Here is an 18,016-nt window from a genome sequence, read left to right on the forward strand (position 1 = left end):
TTTCAATAAAAAAGCGCCTGCTACTATTAGCAGGCGCTTTTTTGTGGGGCTACTAAGCGGAATTATTTTTGACCGCTATAAACCGCTCTTTTTTGCGGTATCCGCTCGCGTAAAAATAATAGTAGCACAAAGTAAAATAGCCATAAACCAGCGAGTGCATAAAATCCGACGGCGACTTGAGAGATACTGGCGCCCATTTGATTGAGCTGTACCGAGGTGTTGATCGCAGGCGTGGTTGGAAAGATCCAGCGGACCACTTGCAGCACTTGAGGCAACTGTTCTGCTGGCCATGGGTAGCCACTCAAGAAAAATATCGGTAGTGAGACAAATATTAAGATCTGCATGCTGCGCTCACGCTGCCTGAACCATAGCCCCAGCACGCAGCCAAGGGTGGCCACCGTCGGACAAAAGAGTGCTAAAAACAGCAGTGTACCGAGCATATTTTGCCCGCGTGGATAATGGTGTAGCTCAAATGCCCAGCCATAATAAAAGCAACCAACGATAAAGCTCAATGAGCTCAGCGCTCCGATACGTCCGAGCCAACCACGTATACTCGCAGCATGGCGGCGCTGCTCATACCATGTGCCAATCAGCATGGCTGTTGCCATCAAAAGCGTCTGTTGTAAGATAATAACCGAGACAGCTGGCACCACATAGGCGCCATAACCTTCGGTTTGATTGTACAGTGGCATAATCCGTAATGGCACAGCTTGAGTGTTCTGTGCTGCGGTGTGTGCATAAGCCCCCTTAGCGATACTTTTCTTGACTTTAATGCCTGCTGAAACGGTACCAACTGCTTTAGAGAATCCCAATTGTAGGTTCTTGTTCAAAATAAAATAGCCGCCATTGCCAAGTACGCTGACATGCGCCTGTTCTCCTGACAGTACTTGCTGCTCTAAGCCCGCCGGGATAATCATATAGCCTGCGATTTGATCGGACCATAGGGCTTCTTTGGCAGCTTGCTCGTTAATCAGCTGATTAGTATCTAGATAGGGACTGGCACTGGCATATCGAATAATAGTGCGTGATAGGTTACTGTTGTCTTGGTCAATGATGCCAACTGGCACATGGTTAACTATTTCACTCGAGTAAGGCCAAGGGTAGAAAAAACCGTAAATAATAGGGGCAATAATCAACATCAAGAGTACACCTTTGTCCCCAAAGACATCTTTAAACGTTTGGATAAAGCTTGTCCAAAACGATTGTGATGCTGGCGGAATGGCCGACTTGGTTGTTCGATGCTGAGTGTTTGATGGTTTAGACATTAGCGTGCCCCCCAACGTTCAGGATGTGTCAATGCGCGCTTGGTCAATAATGTGGTAAGCAGTAGCGCCGTTATGGTGGCAAACCCTAGTCCATAGACGATGGGTAAGGATACGGCAATAGGTGCTTGCATTTGCAACTGTGCAATGTGGAGCTTAAGGTAATGCGTTAGTGGCAGGGCGTTTGACCAGTATTGTGCGCTGTCACTGATCGCAATATAAGGAAAAGTCACGCCAGCAAAGGCATAAGAAGGCGCTGAAATAAAACCAGTGGTGGACAAACCCATACGCAATGAAAAAGAGTTCAGAGTAAAAATAGCACCCAGCCAAAACGACAGAGTTATTAGGCATAACAGGCCGATATAGACTGCGATGAGCGACGTAATGCTCGTGGTTTGATTCGGGTTTGCAAGCCATAATATCAACGCTGACCACAAGCTGTAAGCCAATATGGGCCAACAGTATTTTCCCAACAGACCAAATAGTAGCACCGAGATGCTGACAGAATCAGGCGTTTTGGAGCGTGCTGATAAGGCAGTAAGGTCTCCGCCACCTTGCTTAGTTTTCAGCACTGATGTTGTCCTAGACGAGGTTGTCGCAGCAGGATTAGACGAGGTCAAGTCAGGAGTGGCTGTATCGATAAACCGATACCAGCGACCAATATTCTTATCACGTAGCTCGCGACCGATGGTGGTCGCTCCCACGACCATTGCCAATATATGTAGCAGGGCAGGTATCACGGTGGATGCTAGAAACTGTTGATAATTGGTGGCCGCATTGAACAGACTGATACGTTGAATACTGATGGGTGTGTAAGCAGTCATGGCTTGCGATTGGGCAACCCCTTGCTTGACCAATCGTTTTATCTCAACCCCTGCCGATATTGTGCTGGCGACCGCTTGGACACCCGCTTGAATAATGCCAGAGTGCGTACCGTATTGCGCGTTTACTTGCAATATTAAGGGGGCAGGCTTATTGGATAAAATATTACGCGAAAAATCCTCAGGAATAATCACAACTGCATAAATATCACGTTGCAAGATGGCCGCCTCTGCTTCCGCTTGGGAATAGTAAAGCTGTCTGACTGTCAGCGTAGGGCTGGCTTCGAGATAGCGTACAGCCGTATTGGCCACCGCGCTGTTGTCTTGATCAATGACCCCAATAGGCAGATCGGTAATCTGAGTCTGTGAAAATATCCACCAAACCAGAAGCACCGTTGCCAGTGGTATCCACACCACCATGCTAAAGTCCCAATGATTTTTGGTCAGAAAGCGCCGCTCGTAGGCTGCACTGCGTACAAAAGCCTGACCCAATTGACCTAAACGCATGGCTTACTCTTGGTTCTGATTGATAGGCGTGGCATTGATGCGTACCACCACACTCATTCCTGAGCGAATACGGGCATCAGGCGTAGTCGGTCGCGCTTTTACCTCAAACGTACGTACATCAAAACCATCGTCGTTATTGGTTGGGCGCCAAGTAGCAAAGTCAGATAAGGTCGAGGTCGCATAGACAGTGAACAGTTTGCTATAAGGCTTGTCTGCTGACGATAATGCAGGGATAGTGCCCGTAAACGTTTGACCAATCGCGAACTGATTCAGATAAGACTCAGTGACGTTGAGCACCACCCATTGGTCATTGGTATCCACCAACGTTAAAAGTGGCACCCCTTGACCAATGACTTCTCCAGCGCTGACAATAACATTATCAACAACACCAGCGATAGGGCTTTTTAGATTGGCCTCTTTTTTGGCAGCCATTGCTTCATCTAGCTGGGCATCCACTTGTGCCACTTGTGCGGTGGCGGCTGACTTGTCTTCACTGCGTGCACCTTCTAATGCCAAATCATACTGTAAGCGTGCCGCTTCTGTTTGATCTTGCGTGGCAAGGTATTGGGCATAAGCTTCATCACGCTTTTGCCGAGCCATTAAGCCTTCTTCATACAGGCGATTGACGCGTTGATAAGTGTTTTCTGCCAAGTCGGATGCGGCCTTATTGGCTTGCCAAGCGGCTTTCGCTTGTGCGATTTCCTGCGGGCGAGCCCCGTTTTCTGCTTTGTCCAATTGACTTTGCGCTATTTGCTTGCCAGCCTGTGCTTGATTGATCTTAGCGTTGATTTCAGGCGAGTCCATCTCAATCAATTGTTGACCTACCGTTACGGTATCACCTTCTGTCACCATGATCTGAGCAATACGTCCGGGCACTTTTGCTGCGATGGATGTTTGCTGCATTTGCATCTGCCCTTGGAGCGTAATGACTTCCGGCTCGTTGTGCTGACTGCTTTTGTACAGGCCATATGCAATTGCACCAAGGATCATCAATATAAACAGGGCAAGTAACGCCTTTTTTATACGGGCAGACTTATCAGCTTTAGAATCGCCGCGATTATAAGTAGGCGTAGGCTGCTCTGGTTCAGCAGCAGACGCATCCTCTACAGGATCGACCGAAGCCTGACCCTCTCGAGAGGTCACTGACTCGGTTGAATCAGCGGGTTTTTTTGAGTCGTCTGATTCATGTGGAAATTCAGTCATGACAGTGAGATTCCTAAAGCAGCAAAGTTGAGAATAAGGGGTTGGTGACTAGTACACTCGAACAGCATGAGGTTTGGTGTTTTCTAGGGCTTCAGAATTCAAAATCGCCCCAAAAGCGACGATAAATGCTGAATAGTATAGCCACAGCATAATGACAACCGCTGCTGAAAGCGCACCAAACTCAGCACTATAATTATTGAAGTTCTGTACATAAAACGAAAATAGTATGGACAAGACAATCCAAAAAACAGTCGCCAGAGCAGCGCCTGGTGCCAGTTGTTTTAGTGCCACGCCGTCACGGTTTGGCGCTAGGCGATAGAGGCTCAAAAAGCTGAAAAATATGATAGCAGCCAATATGGGCCATCTGCTCCAAAGCGCAATGCTTTTGGCTATTTGAGGGAAGGGAAAGTAGGCTGCCCCCAGAGGAATGATAGCGATAGAGGAGACCGCTATGATCAATACCACCACTGCCCCAAAGGTCAAACTTACTGCTCGAATAGTACCTTGTAAAAAGCTGCGCTCTTGAGTGATATGAAAAGCAAGATTGATAAGAATAATCAACGATTTGATGCCTTTTGAGCCCGCATAAAGAGCAAGAAAAGTCGATAAAATCAGACTAAAAGTAAGCGCAGATGCTGTACTAGAGACCAAGTCCGTTAGGCGTGAATTGAGAACGTCATAGACAGTATCAGGTATAAATGGCTGCAAAACAGCAATCTGTTCCTGCATCTCAGCGGGTGAAAACGCGAGACCATAAATAAGCACAAACACTGCCATCACTGGAAAAATGGATAAAAAACCAAAAAAACCGACGCTTGCGCAATGTGCCCAAACGTTAGAATTGTTTGCGATACGCCATGTCTCTAGCAAAGTCTTTAGCCACCTGCCTATTAATTGAGGCGTTAACTTAGGCATTAGCTTAGGGGGTAGTTTATTCATAAAACAGGTATTCACAATAGGGTAGATAAGAGTAATGATTTTTATATTAAATCATTGTTCAGTATATAAAGTTGGCAGTTGAATGTCAGCGGCATTGAGGTACGCGTTAAAAGCAAGCGGCGTCCCGCAGCTTTGCATCAGGGCGGCCAATGACTGTACGTAACTATTAGCTGCTTGAGCTTGTTCAGTCCGTGCTTTAAGCGATTGCGTTTGGGCTTGTACCACATCGACCGTGGTATTCACGCCTTCTTGTAGTCCTAAGCGGCGCAAGCGTAGCACTTCTGCTGCCAAATCAACATTGCTTTGTAATGCTTGATAGCGTGACTGGGCATTATTGACATCGTGCCAGTTTTTTTCTACCAGCAGTAGCAGGTTGTCACTGACTTCTATCTCAGACAGATCGGCTTGGCGTATCTGAGCATTGCTTGACGCCAATGATGCGGTTTTGTCGAGCCCGCCCCACAGTTTCCAACTGGCAGAAATACCAGCGACCCAGCTCGGGTCTTTTTCAAGCTGACCATAACCATATAGCAATACCGTCGGCTTATAACCCGTATCTGATAGCGCGTGCAGTTGCTGTGCTTGAGCGCGTTTGGCGGCGACCTTCTGTAGACCTGGATGATTATTGAGTGCCAAGTCTTGAAAGTAGCTGACATCTGGTAGAGGGCTGCTAGAGACAAACAAAGGCGTGGTCGGTTTAATACGGTAGTCGGTACGTAGCAGTCGTTGTAGCGCAATCATGGCTAGACGCGCGTCATTATTGGCATTGACCGATTCGCTTTTGGCATCAGCAAGCGCAGACTGCGCCTCCAATCTATCGACACGTGAGATAAAACCTTCTTCAAACAAACGCTCTGCCATATGGTCAGTCTGTTGTAATGTGTCATAAGCATCTTCGCGCAGATAAGCGGCAATAATGGCCAATTGTGCCTTAAAGTAGCGCTCTATTAACGTATTATAAAGCGTGTTTGTATCGAGTATGCTATCGGCCACTGCTTCTTGGGTACGTGCATCTGAGGCACCAGTTAAGGCTTCTGCTCGCCCAGCAGTATAAATGGGCCACGCCACGCCAATACCGGCACCTGTCGTTGACCCTGAACGTTTGATGTTATAAGAATCAGGTATCCGCTCACCGACCAGCTCACCAAAATTTGGTAAGTCTGGAATAGCAGGGGTAATACTGTCGACGGTATTATTGACCCCATTAACAACCCCATTTCTAAGAGAAGATAAGTCTATATCTTCGTCTAAATGGTAGGCGCTGGCTGATACACGAGCGAATACGAGCGGGTTATCGATGGTTCTGAGTGCATCCGTTTGATATTCGCTGGCAGCGATGGCTGCTTGATTGGCTGCTATTTTGGGTGAGACTTGGACTAAAATCTTTTGCGCTTGTTCTAAGCTTAAAAAGCTCGAAACCTCTAATGGATAGCTATTATCGACGGCTTTATGGGTGATAGGGTCGATTAGAGTATCTAAGGTTTGTTTTTCGGTCGTCTCGTAGCCATTGGGTGCTTGATGATTGGATGCTACCATTGCGTCATTATTGACTTGATTGTCCACATCCACGATTTGTGTGACAGCCATTGATGTCACTTTATCCTGCAACCCAGGGAGGTCTGCATCAGTACTAGCCTCAGTATTGGCATAAGTCGCTACAGGCACACTGATAAGTGCAGCGGTCATCATAGCAGTAGGCAGCACGGATAAAGTGAATTTCATAAGTCGTATAAGCCGTTAATTAGAATATCAGGTATGATGAAATAAGGTATAACATCAATCAATGTCAGCGCTCATAATATAGTCAATCCTTTATAAAAGAGCGACAGCGTTAACCTCGCTTGAAGTATCACATATACATCTGCACTCGGTTGCCTTGACTCTCTTTTAAACTGAATCCACTATATCGAAATTTTTGCTATTACAAGCTGTTTAATAATTATAGGTCATTTCATAGTCGCTAGCTGACATGTTTCATTGTCATTTACGCGCTAAAAGCAGTTCATTGATAACAAGGTGTACACTGTAAAGCCACAATGGTGACGGGTCAATGCTTAGTATTCTCACGTTTTCTATTGTGTCTTTAGCCACGCTATGATAGAGATTCGATTAGTTTTATAAATACTTGTTTATAAGTAATATGATAGTGACTATTTATCATGCCTTAAGATATTGGTTATCATGTCTTGTAGGATTAGATAAAGCTGTTTTTGTTTAAATATTTTTATCGCAAATTGCGGTACGTTGTCCATCAATCATTATTTATAAGCTAATAGTTCATAAGAAAGTAGTTCATAAGCAAATAATAAATCATCACTGGTTTGTCATCAAATAGAATAAACAATTTTAGTAAAGGATGCGTGTCATGGCAGGATATATTTTGGCGTTGGACCAAGGAACCACATCGAGTCGAGCAATATTATACGATGACCATGCGCGTCCTATCAAAATGGTGCAGCAGCCAACGACGCTACAGACGCCAAGCGCTGGGTTTGTGGAGCAAGACGCGCAGCAGATATGGCAAACACAGATCAGCTGTGCTCACGATGTGATCAATCGGGCAGGTTTGCTCGCTACCGATGTCAGTAGTATTGCGATTACCAATCAGCGCGAATCTATTGTGATGTGGGATAGGAACACTGGTAAGCCATTGGCACCAGCCATTATTTGGCAGGATAGGCGAACGGCCAGCTATTGTAAAACAATGGCCAATCAACGCGTCGAAGGGAAGGGTAAAGATTTCAGCGAACATCCTCGTAACAGCGCGAGCGTAGAGGATCACCAAACCAATATGGCACAAGACGTTCAGCGCATCACAGGGTTACGGTTAGATCCCTATTTTAGTGCCAGTAAGATTGCATGGTTGCTCGAAAACAATCCCACGCTTAGAGTGCGTGCCAGTAAAGGTGAGATAGCCGTTGGTACGATTGACAGTTGGCTGATATATAAGCTCACGGGCGGAGAGCACGTCATTGATGTGACCAATGCCTCTCGTACATTGTTGTTTGATATTCATAAGCTGGCATGGTCAGAGACCCTATGTGACCGCTTTACTATACCCATGAATATATTACCCAAAGTACTACCATCTGATGGAGATTTTGGTAAAACCAAAAAAGGCTTGTTTGCAAAACAAATACCCATTCAGGGCGTACTAGGGGATCAGCAAGCAGCACTGTTCGGACAGGGTTGTCTAAAAGCTGGCATGGCCAAAAACACCTATGGCACAGGCTGTTTTATGCTCATGAATATCGGTCAGCAGCCAAAACTGAGTGAGCATAAGCTGCTAACCACCATCGCATGGCAACGGAAAACATCGCCAACGCGTCCAGACAATTTATCGTTTGATCAAATCGTGCAGTCAGGCAAACGAATGCTGCAGCCACCCAAAAAAGAAGTGACTTATGCCTTAGAAGGCAGTGTGTTTATGGCAGGTGCTATCGTCCAATGGCTGCGGGACAACCTAGGCATGATTCAACAAAGCGGTGAGGTCGAGGACTTAGCACGGCAAGTGGACAGTAGCGAGGATGTGGTGCTACTCCCTGCGTTTACAGGGCTTGGCGCACCTTATTGGCGCTCTGATATTAGTGCTAGTATCACGGGAATGAGCCGCGGTACTACTAAAGCCCATATCGCCCGTGCCGCGTTAGAAGCAGTGGCTTATCAGACTTATGATGTGCTCATTGCTATGCAAAAGGACAGTCCTCATCCATTGACGGAACTCAGAGTAGATGGCGGCGCTGCAAATAATGATTTGCTCATGCAGTTTCAAGCGGACTTATTGGACGTTCCTGTGCTGCGTCCAAAAGACACAGAAATCACTGCTAAGGGTGCAGCGTTGCTCGCTGGGTTAAAAACGGGACTGTACGATGACTCAACGATGCAATCCTCATGGCAAGTAGATCGGGTGTTTGAGCCAAACATATCAGCGGATGCGCGTGATCAACATTTAGATAAATGGCAACGAGCCATCGCAAGATCGTTGATGCCTATCTAGCATCAATGTATGTATTCAGTGTTATGTCTAGAACAATAACGCTGTACACCAATGGTTACTCAATGTATGACACCCTCATACAAGTAATGGATAAAGATACAGGCTGTAACGCAAAATAATCGCAATATGGACAGAGTTTACATTAGTAGACTATCTGTATCTGCTCATAAATCCTTATACTCTATTTGGATTCACCGATATAAATTTTTAGTCATAAAATAATCAAATAGACAATAAATAATTAAGGATAATACTATGAGTAACCATGATGCTATCGATCGCAGTGAAGTAAAACATATGTCTAAAGAGACAAAAGAAGATTTAAACGCAGATATTATCACTGGTGAGCCAGGCTCGCATCCAGTTGGTACAGGGATAGGTGGCGTAGGCGGTGCAGCAGCAGGTGCAGCTATCGGTACGATGGCAGGCCCATTAGGGACATTAATCGGCGGTGCTATTGGCGCTATTGTTGGTGGGGGTGCAGGTCATGCCGCAGCTGAAGCGATTGATCCGACACACGAGGAAGCCTATTGGCGTGCAGAGCACGCAAACGCTGATTATTATACAGATGCTCATGACTTTGAGCGTGATCTACATCCAGCCTATGCGGTAGGGTATGCTAACCGCGCTCGTTATCCAGCAGACGCCCGCTTTGAAGATCATGAAGCAGATTTAGAGCGTTCATGGCATGAAGTAAAAGGCGAATCTCGCATGGAATGGAATGAAGCACGTCAAGCATCACGTGATGCATGGAACCGTATATCGTAACGCTTTATCATTGTTTATTGTCATCAAGTGAACGCTGTTAGCGGGTTGCTTCAATGCAAAATACTTACATTATCTCAGAACCTTCAAGGCAAAACCTTGGAGGTTTTTTGGGGTTATAACATTTACTTTGTATACATATAAATGAATATTATGTATTATAATACTAAAGGTAATAGGTGATCTATGAGTAATCATACTGGTAGTAGCAAGCAATTTTATATAGCGACAGCCAATTTGCTGAATTTTGCCAATCCTAACAGAATCTATTACGAAAATGCACCAGCTTATGATGACAAAGCTTATAAGCATAAGCTGCAGGGTATGACGGAATTGTTATCTAAAGCACATGCAGATATCATTGCAGTGCAAGAAGTGTGGGACAGCGAAGCACTTGAAGCGTTGGCGATATCATTAGGCTTTAAAGCAGAAAATGTAGTGATTCCATTGGCAAGTAATGATAGTGCAAGTCCACACACTCAAGGAAAGGGCGCACAGAATACACCAGCCGTTGGTATTATTAGCCGATTTGAGCGATTAGAGACCAGCCTGCTAGAGGATATTGAGCCCAAAGCAGTGATCGATATTCCCGATATCGGCCCTTATCAACGTTTCAACCGTCCGCCGCTAGTAGTACGTGTAGATGCGTATGGTCAACCAATCACCATTGTGACAGCCCATCTGAAAAGTAAGCGTGCTTTTTTCTTACGAGATGAAAACGGTCACTTGTTAGAAGATATGGATGATCCAAATATACGAGTTCGTGCCAAGCTCCGCAGCTTGTGTATGCGAGCTGCGGAAGCTGCTTCTATTCGGATGTCTATCATGGAGCGGTTGTACCACACACGTGAGCCACTGATCTTATTGGGCGATATGAATGATGTCACAAACAGTGTGACTACCCAGTTAATGACTGAAACGGGTGAGGTGAACTACGATAAAGGGTTGCGTGATGTCGCACTTTTTGATGCAGCTCGTATTCAGGCTCGTTATGGTTGGATGAAAGATGTGGCTTATACCCATATCTATCAAGGTATGCCGGAAATTATCGATCAGCTGTTTGTATCAGAAGAATTTTTGCCTGATAGTAAATTCTCGCTCGGTCAAGTTGAAAGAGTAGACTATTTTAATGACCATTTGAAGTGGGATTATGCAGATAGAGTGACTGATCATGGTATTATAAGAGCGAAAATCAAAATCAACGACTAACTGTCTATTGATAGAGTGTTAGTTGACGAAAATTATGACCCGATACTGTGTTTTTAACCCATTTATGCCCCTTGCTTGATAGTGTGCAAGCGTTTATTATGCCTCTTCTGTAAAAGTGGTGGTCATTATTCAAGCGATACATTTTGGCTTAGGATAGACACCATACAGTGAAGATTATATTTATAACATAGGGCGCAACATTAAGAGACTTACAATGAGTGATAACAAAGACGAAAAAATTGAAGACGTGTTGGTGGATTCTGAATTGGCAAAAAAACTTGTACCTAATAAGTTTAAATTTACTAGCCAACAAGGTCGTGCTCGTCGTCAAAAGCTTTTGGCTGGTGCCAAAAAGTTGAGTGAAACACAAGCGATTAACGACATTACGTTAGCAGCTGTGTGTGAAGAGGCGGGTATACCAAGAGCTTCTGCTTATCACTTCTTTCCTAATATTGAAGCAATATTCTTAGCACTGCGTTTTTTGAATGCGATTGAAATATTAGAAATGGTAGAGACGGTCGATATTGGTAATTATGACAGATGGCAAGGGTATCTAACGGCACTTATTGATCATTGCATCACGATATTTCATAATGACAAGACCAAAGCCAAGCTGATTTATGACACCAATACGCCTGATTTTGAAGGTGATAGTTTTGGTGAAGATATGGATCATCAAATTATCAATCTGGTATACAAGCGTTTATCAGAGCGCTATGAGATGCCAAACTTCGATGACATTAAGAACACATTATTGATTGCTTATAGCATTGTCAATGCGATCTTTACCTTGTCTTATCGTCGTCATGAAACCATCACTGAAGACTACATTCAAGAAGCAAACACGGCGTTTATCGCTTATCTACGTTGCTATCTGCCAGAAAAATTACCGCGTAAAAACCGCTAGTTTTTACGACAGTAGACATAAAAAATCCGACAAATCTGTCGGCTTTTTTATGTCTACTGTTTAGGGCGTGTTGAACAAACAGTCAATGAGCACTTATGTGAGTTCGCTATCAGTCTGATGACAGCTGTCCTAGCTATTAGACGTCAAGTCTTGCCCACGGCACACATCATCATTTGGATCTAAAGGTACATATTTTTTATAGTAGCTAACGGTCAATGCTTCAAAATCAACATTGGCTTGTGAGTCATGTGTATTGACGTAAGCTTCGCGTGCTTGTTCCAGCCAGCGATCGGCCATGCGAAAGTGCATGGCTGACTCGCGCCAACCACGTGCGCATTGGTTGGTTGCTGCCCAAATCAGTGCCACTTCACTAAAGGCCATTTCTCGCGGTGCTGACTCTATACCGCCACTGTCTTTTAGCGTACTTAAGACAGCCCAAAGATCAGGGCGCATCAAAGCTGAGGTAGAGGGAATATCTTGATGCAGGGCAATGTCTTGTGTTGTATCCGTCTCTAACGCTTGCAATAGAGACTCAGCCCTTTCTATCGCCACAGTACCAGCCGATGACCGACTGTTCATGCTGTCTTGATGAATGGCATAGTTGAGCCATGCTTGTGCTTTATAAGCAAGATATCGCTGCTGTGCTGTCTTATCTGCTTGTTGATAGGGCTGTAGCTGTTCGACCATACAGTTGAGAGTACGTTGCTGTGTGCTTTGATGTTTATAAGAAGGTGCTTTAGCCTGATTGTCGTTGTGACAGTAATCCATTATGCTTGTTTTATGGACAATCTGAGCGTCGTTTGTCTTCGCAGAAACAGGCGATACGATACTGAGTAATGCTATTGCCGATAGTGCAGCATATATTGGCGATTTATCAGAAATGGCGCTAATGGCGGATGTAAACATGAGGCAAGCCTTATATTAAGGTAATAAGTATTGATGTTTATTATCATTATGATTGACGTCATGGCTGATTGAGCGAAACACCGGTACAGCCATGAATACATTGTCATAAAATGCTTATGACAATGCTTATCTAGGGTCGCCAAACTATAAGCCAGAGGCGCTGGCTAGACGGTTGTTTTTGCGTGGGTCTTCACGTTTGAATAAGTCTTCATCAAACTTGAAGCGCAGTCTAAAGTAAGCGCCTTCTTGGGTGCTGTCATCATAAGCAATGTCTTCGTCTTCAAAGCCCATGAAGTTATAGCCAAGAGACAACCATAGATTGTTCATTGGGCTATAGCCCACTTCGGCACCAAGCATATAAGACATGTCATTGGCTTGTTCGTTCCAATAAGTACCTGCCTGCATGCCAACATCCCAGCGCTCGCTAATATCGTAGAGACCGCGACCATAAACAGCATGTGCTGTGTTATCACTAGAGATGCCATCTGCTGTATATTCTGTATATTTACCAGCATAACGCCCAGATAATGTCAGTGGACGCGTTGGATGATAGTTGCCATTCCATGACCAAATAGTCGTGTCTTTTTGATAGGTGTCATCGCCCGTATTGTTGTCGTCTAAACGATACTCAAGCTTTGCTAGCATATCCAATTGATTGCTATCATAGTCGCGATAAGCCGCGCCTAACTGAAAACGGTTGATGGTACGGTTACCATCATCATAGTCCACACGTGAATAGATGTCTTTGGCAAGTAAGGTAATCTCATCAGTATAACGATAAGCGATACCAGCGCTACCAAGCACTGTGTCGCTTGTCTCGCCCCAACGTTGCTCGAAACGTCCTGACGCTTTGTAGTTTTCTTTTGCAAGATATTCAACACCGATACCTGCTGCGGTTGCCGTGTTGTTTTCTTCACCTTCAAGCGATTCTACACGTTCGAACAAGGTGTTTAAGGTTAGACCTTCTTGGACATACCATTTGTTCTTTAGACCAATAGCCGCTTCAGCTTCACGCGCACTAATGGCATCGTTCATACGGTATTCGCTATATACTTTACCGTCTTTCATATAAGTGGCATCAAAACCAAAAACAGTACGCTGACGTTCATCCGTGTCATCAAGGCCGTAAGTGCCAGATAAACTGTTGATCAAGTCATGACGAGCATATAAGCGGCCCAAGCTGCCGAGTGGTGTTTCGCCACCGACAGACGTGGCGTTACGTGAGCTGTTTTCGATATCTTGCTCATATTCTGCAAATACTAAAGAGTCATTTAGCTTTGGCAAACGAGAAGTGATACGAGCACGAACCGTCGTACCTTCGATGTCTTCATCTGCACTGCTGATACTGCTTAACGCTGACTGATTGATGATGTCATCGTTGAACAATGTATCGTCTGTGACATCTACAACATCAGTGACAGCTTGGGTATTGCGTGAGGCCGCTGTTGCATCTTGCTTGTAATAGCGTATACCAATTTCACCAACGACATTTTCAGTCAAGCGATGCTCGATACTAGCTTGTACGCCTTCACGGCTGGCTTCGGTGCTATTCTCTTCTGTACGTACGCCTTCTAAGGTTAACGCTGTTTTTTTACTGTTTAAAGTATGGGTAACTTCTAAACCAGACTCAGTGCGTCCAGCAGTAAGCGGTGAGGCACCAGTGACGAAACCTTCGTCAGCATCATTGTAATAAGCTTTGGCACGCGTGTTTTTCTTGTTGTCAAAATCAAGCTCGATACGAAGTGCATTGCCTTCGACGTCGCTGTCATTTAACTCTGTGGTGTTGATTTGGTTACTTGCTTGAAAATTTGGGTTTTCAGCTTTGTTCATCGCATATTCTGCGACCAGCTTTAGCTTGTCATTGAATTTAATGACACTATTCAAGCTAGCAAGCTCTTCTTTATTTAGTGGGTCATCACTATTGACATAGCTACCGCCGATAGAGACTTTATCATTTAATTGCTGTTTGGCTGCGATACCACCAACCAGATAGTCTTCACCACCTTCATCCACTTCTACCGTGACACGGATATAGACAGGATTGCCTTCGATGTCTTGACTGGCAATAGGACTCTTTAAATATAGGCTACGGCTAATCGGGTCAATCTCATAATCAGCAAAACGTGTCAGTGTCTCACGACTGACAATCAGTCCAGAGTTATTTGCGTCACGAGTGATGACTTCGATGGTTTCTGAATTTTCTAATACCGCGTCAAAGTTTTCAGCCAATGGGTAAGGGCCTGAGATGCCAAGACCACGAGTCTCGTTGACACGCTGACTGGCACTGGTCTCTGCTAAAAAGGCGGTAACACGAGTATTACTGTCTTCAAACTGGGCTTTTAAACCTGTTAAGGTACGGTTGTATTGACCGAGTTTGATGCCTTCATCATTATCAATCTGTGTCTTTAGATCGCCATACATGGCGAACGAGCGACCTTTATCCAAGCGAACATACAGCTTGCTGGTAGATTGCGCATCAAAACCTTTGGCTGATGAGTCACCATAGACAGGATAATATTCGCCAGGATCGATATCGCGGAACAGGCGCTCGCCTTTTTTATCACTGTCATAGGCTAATGTCAGCAGATAGTCGCCGCGTACTTTGCCCTTGAGGAACATAGCAGCACGACCAGTCGCTGAATAGTTGTCATCGCCAGAAATCTCATTGAGCTCTTGCTCAAATGCGCCTTGAGCATCAGTAATGCTGCCGCCATCAAAGTCTTTAAGCGAGATAGCGCCTTCTATGATACCGACGGCAATGAGAGGACGCAGCTGAGCGGTAAACTGTAGAGGGATTATTTGCTTGCTACTGCCAGTATCGATAACCAGCTCGCCTTTACCTGGTGCGCTAGGGGCGGTCACAGGAATCAATAGCTCACCGCCTGATACGATAACTTGGGTACCGGCCTTGTCTTTACTGCCATCTTTCAAATTGATACGACCGATATTGGTATCGATAGTAATCGGGGTCGAGGCGATGTATGGACGACCATCACGATCTTTTAGGCTGATGACGACTTGGTATTCGCTGACACCGTCGGCAGCTACTAGCTCGGTTTGAGTGCGATAGTCAATCGCTTGCAAGCTACCTGGTGTCAAGACCTTGATGGTTTGTTCAGAGATGACTTTACCATTGATATCAGTGGCCACACCGCGCAATGTATTGTTACCACGTTGTAAATCAACGGCATAGTAATCAAAAGCGGTCACATTTTGCTTTTCTTGCTCAGCCGTTTTTCCGATCTGTTGCGCTGATACCGCTTTGCCATTGGCATATAATGTGAATATTGATCCAAGTGGTGCTTGTACCTGTACCATTTGCTTATAAGAGCTAAGCTGTTGGCCTTCATTTAGATTGATAAAAGCGACATCATTATTAGCCACTTCTTTTAGATATTCTTCTAGCTCTTTTTCTACTGGTGGCGCTACTGTTGTAACCGCCATATCGACATGGTTAGTTGCGGCATTGACCATGTCATTAACGATAGCAGAGTCGCAACTATTACCTAAGTCTAAGTCACCATTGATGTTACAGCCACTGGCATCGACATTATCAGTCGTGTCAGTATTATAGTCAGGCTCTAGTGTCAGCTCAGTTTTGATAGCTTGCTCAAGCGTATCGTTCTTAGCACCTACTGATTTGCTGCGAGCCACAAGCTCAGTATTTAGACGTTCAGTACTATCCGCCATGCCAGCAACGATAGCAAAATCCGCACGATGCAGTTCACCATATTTTAAGTCAACAAAACGGCTACCGGCATCACCTGCATTTCGATTGCTTTGGGTGACCATCTCAGTGGCATGTGGGATAGTAGTACGGTCAACTTTCAGGACGTGTGTCTTTGCACTGACACCATAAAAGTTATACTTACCTTCAGGATCGGTTATCACAAAGTTACCGTTTTCCATATAGATACGGACGCCTGCGACACCCAGCTCGCCATCTTCTTTTTGTTGAATGCCGTCACGGTTGATATCGTGATAGACCTTACCGATGATGATACCATCCGTATTCATCACGCCGCGCTCTACATCAATCTTCCACTGTGCTTCTCTTGAGCCGACGCTTTGACCTTGGTCGTTATTAGCAACCGCAGTTGCACGGTTGATACCATCACCGCCTAATGATGAGGCACCAATCAACACGCGATAAGTAATCTTTTTACTTTCGCCGATTGCCATATCACCTAGGTTTAGTACCTGATATTTACCGTCTGCCTTAAACTCAGTGGTCTGTGCTTGATTGATATCAAGGTTAGTGGTTGGGCTAACACGCACACTGCTCTCGACGTAATCAAAACCACGGGGTAGAGCATCTTTTAGCTGTACATCGTAAGCAGTCGATTTTCCGCTGTTGGTGACATTGATGGTATAGCTGACATAATCACCGAGTTCCGCACTTTTGACATCGCTTTCTTTGGTGACAACCAAACTTGCACTATCATCAATGATACTGATTTGCGTATTTAAATCATCGATACGGACGGTAAAGTCGCTATCCGTTGGTAGCTGATCAGCACCCGTGCCGACAGAAGGATCAATACAAGCCTCCAAACTGGCGGTCAGGGTATCGTTTACCAATGTCTGAATAAACTTATCATTGATAGCATTGGCGTTGTTTTGGGTCGGTGCAGACAGACGATATTTGCCTGTGTTGTTACCAGTTTCGATGCCTTTGAGAGAGTAGGTGTCACCTGTCATCGGAGACTTAACCGTGATCCATACCTGATCGGGCTTATCAGTTTGCACGTTACACTGAGCATAGCTTGCGTCAATATAAACGTTTTCATCAATTTGTGAAGTGGCTTTGGTTCCATCAAATTGAGGCGTGGTAAATTTAATTTCCGGCTCAATAATGACCAGTCTGTCGATAGCCTCAACGGCCGCGACTGATGGATCTTCTAATACAACTGCACCGATTTTTACATCAGCAGTGTCACCATCGCTGCCATTAATATCTGATAAAGCTTGCACGATAAGCTGAATGCTTTCACTCTGACCAAGCTTAATTTGGGTACTCAAGTTGTCCAGCATGATTTGTCTATCTGCTGAATCAATTTGGCCGTTTTTATTAAGGTCTTGATAGACTTTTAAGTTAGAGATGGTTGGTGATATCGCAAACGTGAGCTCAACCGTTTGATCACTGTAGCTTGTGTTGCTCAGTACATTGGTCCAGCTGACCTCTGTATTGGGTCTGACAGTGCGTAGAGGCTGCTGAGTCAAGCTAATGCCGTACTCAGGTAAGGCCGAGGCTTTTAACTGCACTTGGTTTGAAGCCGTGCTTATAGATACATCAGTTTCGTTATCAACACTATAGCTGGCTTGAGCTGTGTTATTGATCAACTGTACCAGTGCATCTGGCGCAGCAAAGGCCGTATTTGATTGCATAAGCAACATTGCAAATGACAGCGCAGAAACTTTGGCTGTGCAAGATGTGATGCTTTTAGACGTATTGATTACAGTAGATGTCATAATAAGTCGCTTATCCAATAAAACATGA

At 44.9% G+C, this 18,016-nt stretch carries 11 protein-coding genes; 4 read left to right on the forward strand and 7 right to left on the reverse strand.

From position 1 onward, the window contains the following. Positions 1-62: 62 nt before the first annotated feature. The 5 genes from I6E86_RS04300 to I6E86_RS04320 are packed head-to-tail and all read right to left on the reverse strand — an operon-like array spanning position 63 to position 6,454. Positions 63-1,265 (reverse strand): ABC transporter permease, encoded by a 1,203-nt coding sequence (locus I6E86_RS04300; RefSeq protein ID WP_197175580.1) that lies wholly within the window; start codon positions 1,263-1,265, stop codon positions 63-65. Continuing rightward, entirely contained in the window at positions 1,265-2,590 is a 1,326-nt protein-coding gene (locus I6E86_RS04305; protein WP_197175581.1) for an ABC transporter permease, read from the reverse strand. Before I6E86_RS04305 ends, I6E86_RS04300 begins: the two co-directional genes overlap by 1 nt. A 3-nt stretch (positions 2,591-2,593) precedes the next feature. Beyond that, positions 2,594-3,793, reverse strand: a complete 1,200-nt coding sequence (locus tag I6E86_RS04310; RefSeq protein WP_197175583.1) for an HlyD family secretion protein — start codon at positions 3,791-3,793, stop codon at positions 2,594-2,596. 48 nt (positions 3,794-3,841) lie between these two features. Then, positions 3,842-4,732: a YihY/virulence factor BrkB family protein gene (locus I6E86_RS04315; protein ID WP_197175585.1), complete on the reverse strand. Its 891-nt coding sequence runs from the start codon at positions 4,730-4,732 to the stop codon at positions 3,842-3,844. 51 nt (positions 4,733-4,783) lie between these two features. After that, positions 4,784-6,454: a TolC family protein gene (locus I6E86_RS04320; RefSeq protein WP_197175586.1), complete on the reverse strand. Its 1,671-nt coding sequence runs from the start codon at positions 6,452-6,454 to the stop codon at positions 4,784-4,786. 643 nt (positions 6,455-7,097) lie between these two features. On the opposite strand from I6E86_RS04320, the gene glpK reads away from it, so the two are divergent. The 4 genes from glpK to I6E86_RS04340 all read left to right on the forward strand — a co-directional run bounded on the left by glpK (position 7,098) and on the right by I6E86_RS04340 (position 11,610). Then, positions 7,098-8,729 carry a glycerol kinase GlpK gene (gene glpK / locus I6E86_RS04325; protein ID WP_197175593.1) on the forward strand — a complete coding sequence of 544 codons (1,632 nt, stop codon included), beginning with the start codon at positions 7,098-7,100 and terminating at the stop codon, positions 8,727-8,729. A gap of 255 nt (positions 8,730-8,984) precedes the next feature. After that, positions 8,985-9,497 (forward strand): hypothetical protein, encoded by a 513-nt coding sequence (locus tag I6E86_RS04330; RefSeq protein WP_197175594.1) that lies wholly within the window; start codon positions 8,985-8,987, stop codon positions 9,495-9,497. 183 nt (positions 9,498-9,680) lie between these two features. Next, complete coding sequence (locus I6E86_RS04335; RefSeq protein ID WP_197175604.1) at positions 9,681-10,703, forward strand: endonuclease/exonuclease/phosphatase family protein; 1,023 nt, start codon at positions 9,681-9,683, stop codon at positions 10,701-10,703. A gap of 214 nt (positions 10,704-10,917) precedes the next feature. Further along, on the forward strand, positions 10,918-11,610 hold the full coding sequence (locus I6E86_RS04340) for a TetR/AcrR family transcriptional regulator (protein WP_194363028.1): 693 nt from the start codon (positions 10,918-10,920) through the stop codon (positions 11,608-11,610). Positions 11,611-11,739: 129 nt separating this feature from the next. Here the strand turns inward: I6E86_RS04340 and I6E86_RS04345 are convergent, their stop codons facing one another. Together I6E86_RS04345 and I6E86_RS04350 are read right to left on the reverse strand one after the other, a co-directional pair. After that, positions 11,740-12,516, reverse strand: a complete 777-nt coding sequence (locus I6E86_RS04345) for a hypothetical protein (protein ID WP_197175606.1) — start codon at positions 12,514-12,516, stop codon at positions 11,740-11,742. Positions 12,517-12,660: 144 nt separating this feature from the next. Continuing rightward, on the reverse strand, positions 12,661-17,904 hold the full coding sequence (locus tag I6E86_RS04350; protein ID WP_227680529.1) for an SdrD B-like domain-containing protein: 5,244 nt from the start codon (positions 17,902-17,904) through the stop codon (positions 12,661-12,663). Positions 17,905-18,016 lie beyond the last annotated feature (112 nt).

Source organism: Psychrobacter sp. SWN149 (genome assembly GCF_015864565.1).
Classification (GTDB): domain Bacteria; phylum Pseudomonadota; class Gammaproteobacteria; order Pseudomonadales; family Moraxellaceae; genus Psychrobacter.

Bases quoted from the DNA above. Each gene is read 5' to 3' on its own strand.
- I6E86_RS04300 (WP_197175580.1), bottom strand. From the start codon at position 1,265: ATGTCTAAACCATCAAACACTCAGCATCGAACAACCAAGTCGGCCATT.
- I6E86_RS04305 (WP_197175581.1), bottom strand. From the start codon at position 2,590: ATGCGTTTAGGTCAATTGGGTCAGGCTTTTGTACGCAGTGCAGCCTAC.
- I6E86_RS04310 (WP_197175583.1), bottom strand. From the start codon at position 3,793: ATGACTGAATTTCCACATGAATCAGACGACTCAAAAAAACCCGCTGAT.
- I6E86_RS04315 (WP_197175585.1), bottom strand. From the start codon at position 4,732: ATGAATAAACTACCCCCTAAGCTAATGCCTAAGTTAACGCCTCAATTA.
- I6E86_RS04320 (WP_197175586.1), bottom strand. From the start codon at position 6,454: ATGAAATTCACTTTATCCGTGCTGCCTACTGCTATGATGACCGCTGCA.
- glpK (WP_197175593.1), top strand. From the start codon at position 7,098: ATGGCAGGATATATTTTGGCGTTGGACCAAGGAACCACATCGAGTCGA.
- I6E86_RS04330 (WP_197175594.1), top strand. From the start codon at position 8,985: ATGAGTAACCATGATGCTATCGATCGCAGTGAAGTAAAACATATGTCT.
- I6E86_RS04335 (WP_197175604.1), top strand. From the start codon at position 9,681: ATGAGTAATCATACTGGTAGTAGCAAGCAATTTTATATAGCGACAGCC.
- I6E86_RS04340 (WP_194363028.1), top strand. From the start codon at position 10,918: ATGAGTGATAACAAAGACGAAAAAATTGAAGACGTGTTGGTGGATTCT.
- I6E86_RS04345 (WP_197175606.1), bottom strand. From the start codon at position 12,516: ATGTTTACATCCGCCATTAGCGCCATTTCTGATAAATCGCCAATATAT.
- I6E86_RS04350 (WP_227680529.1), bottom strand. From the start codon at position 17,904: ATGCAATCAAATACGGCCTTTGCTGCGCCAGATGCACTGGTACAGTTG.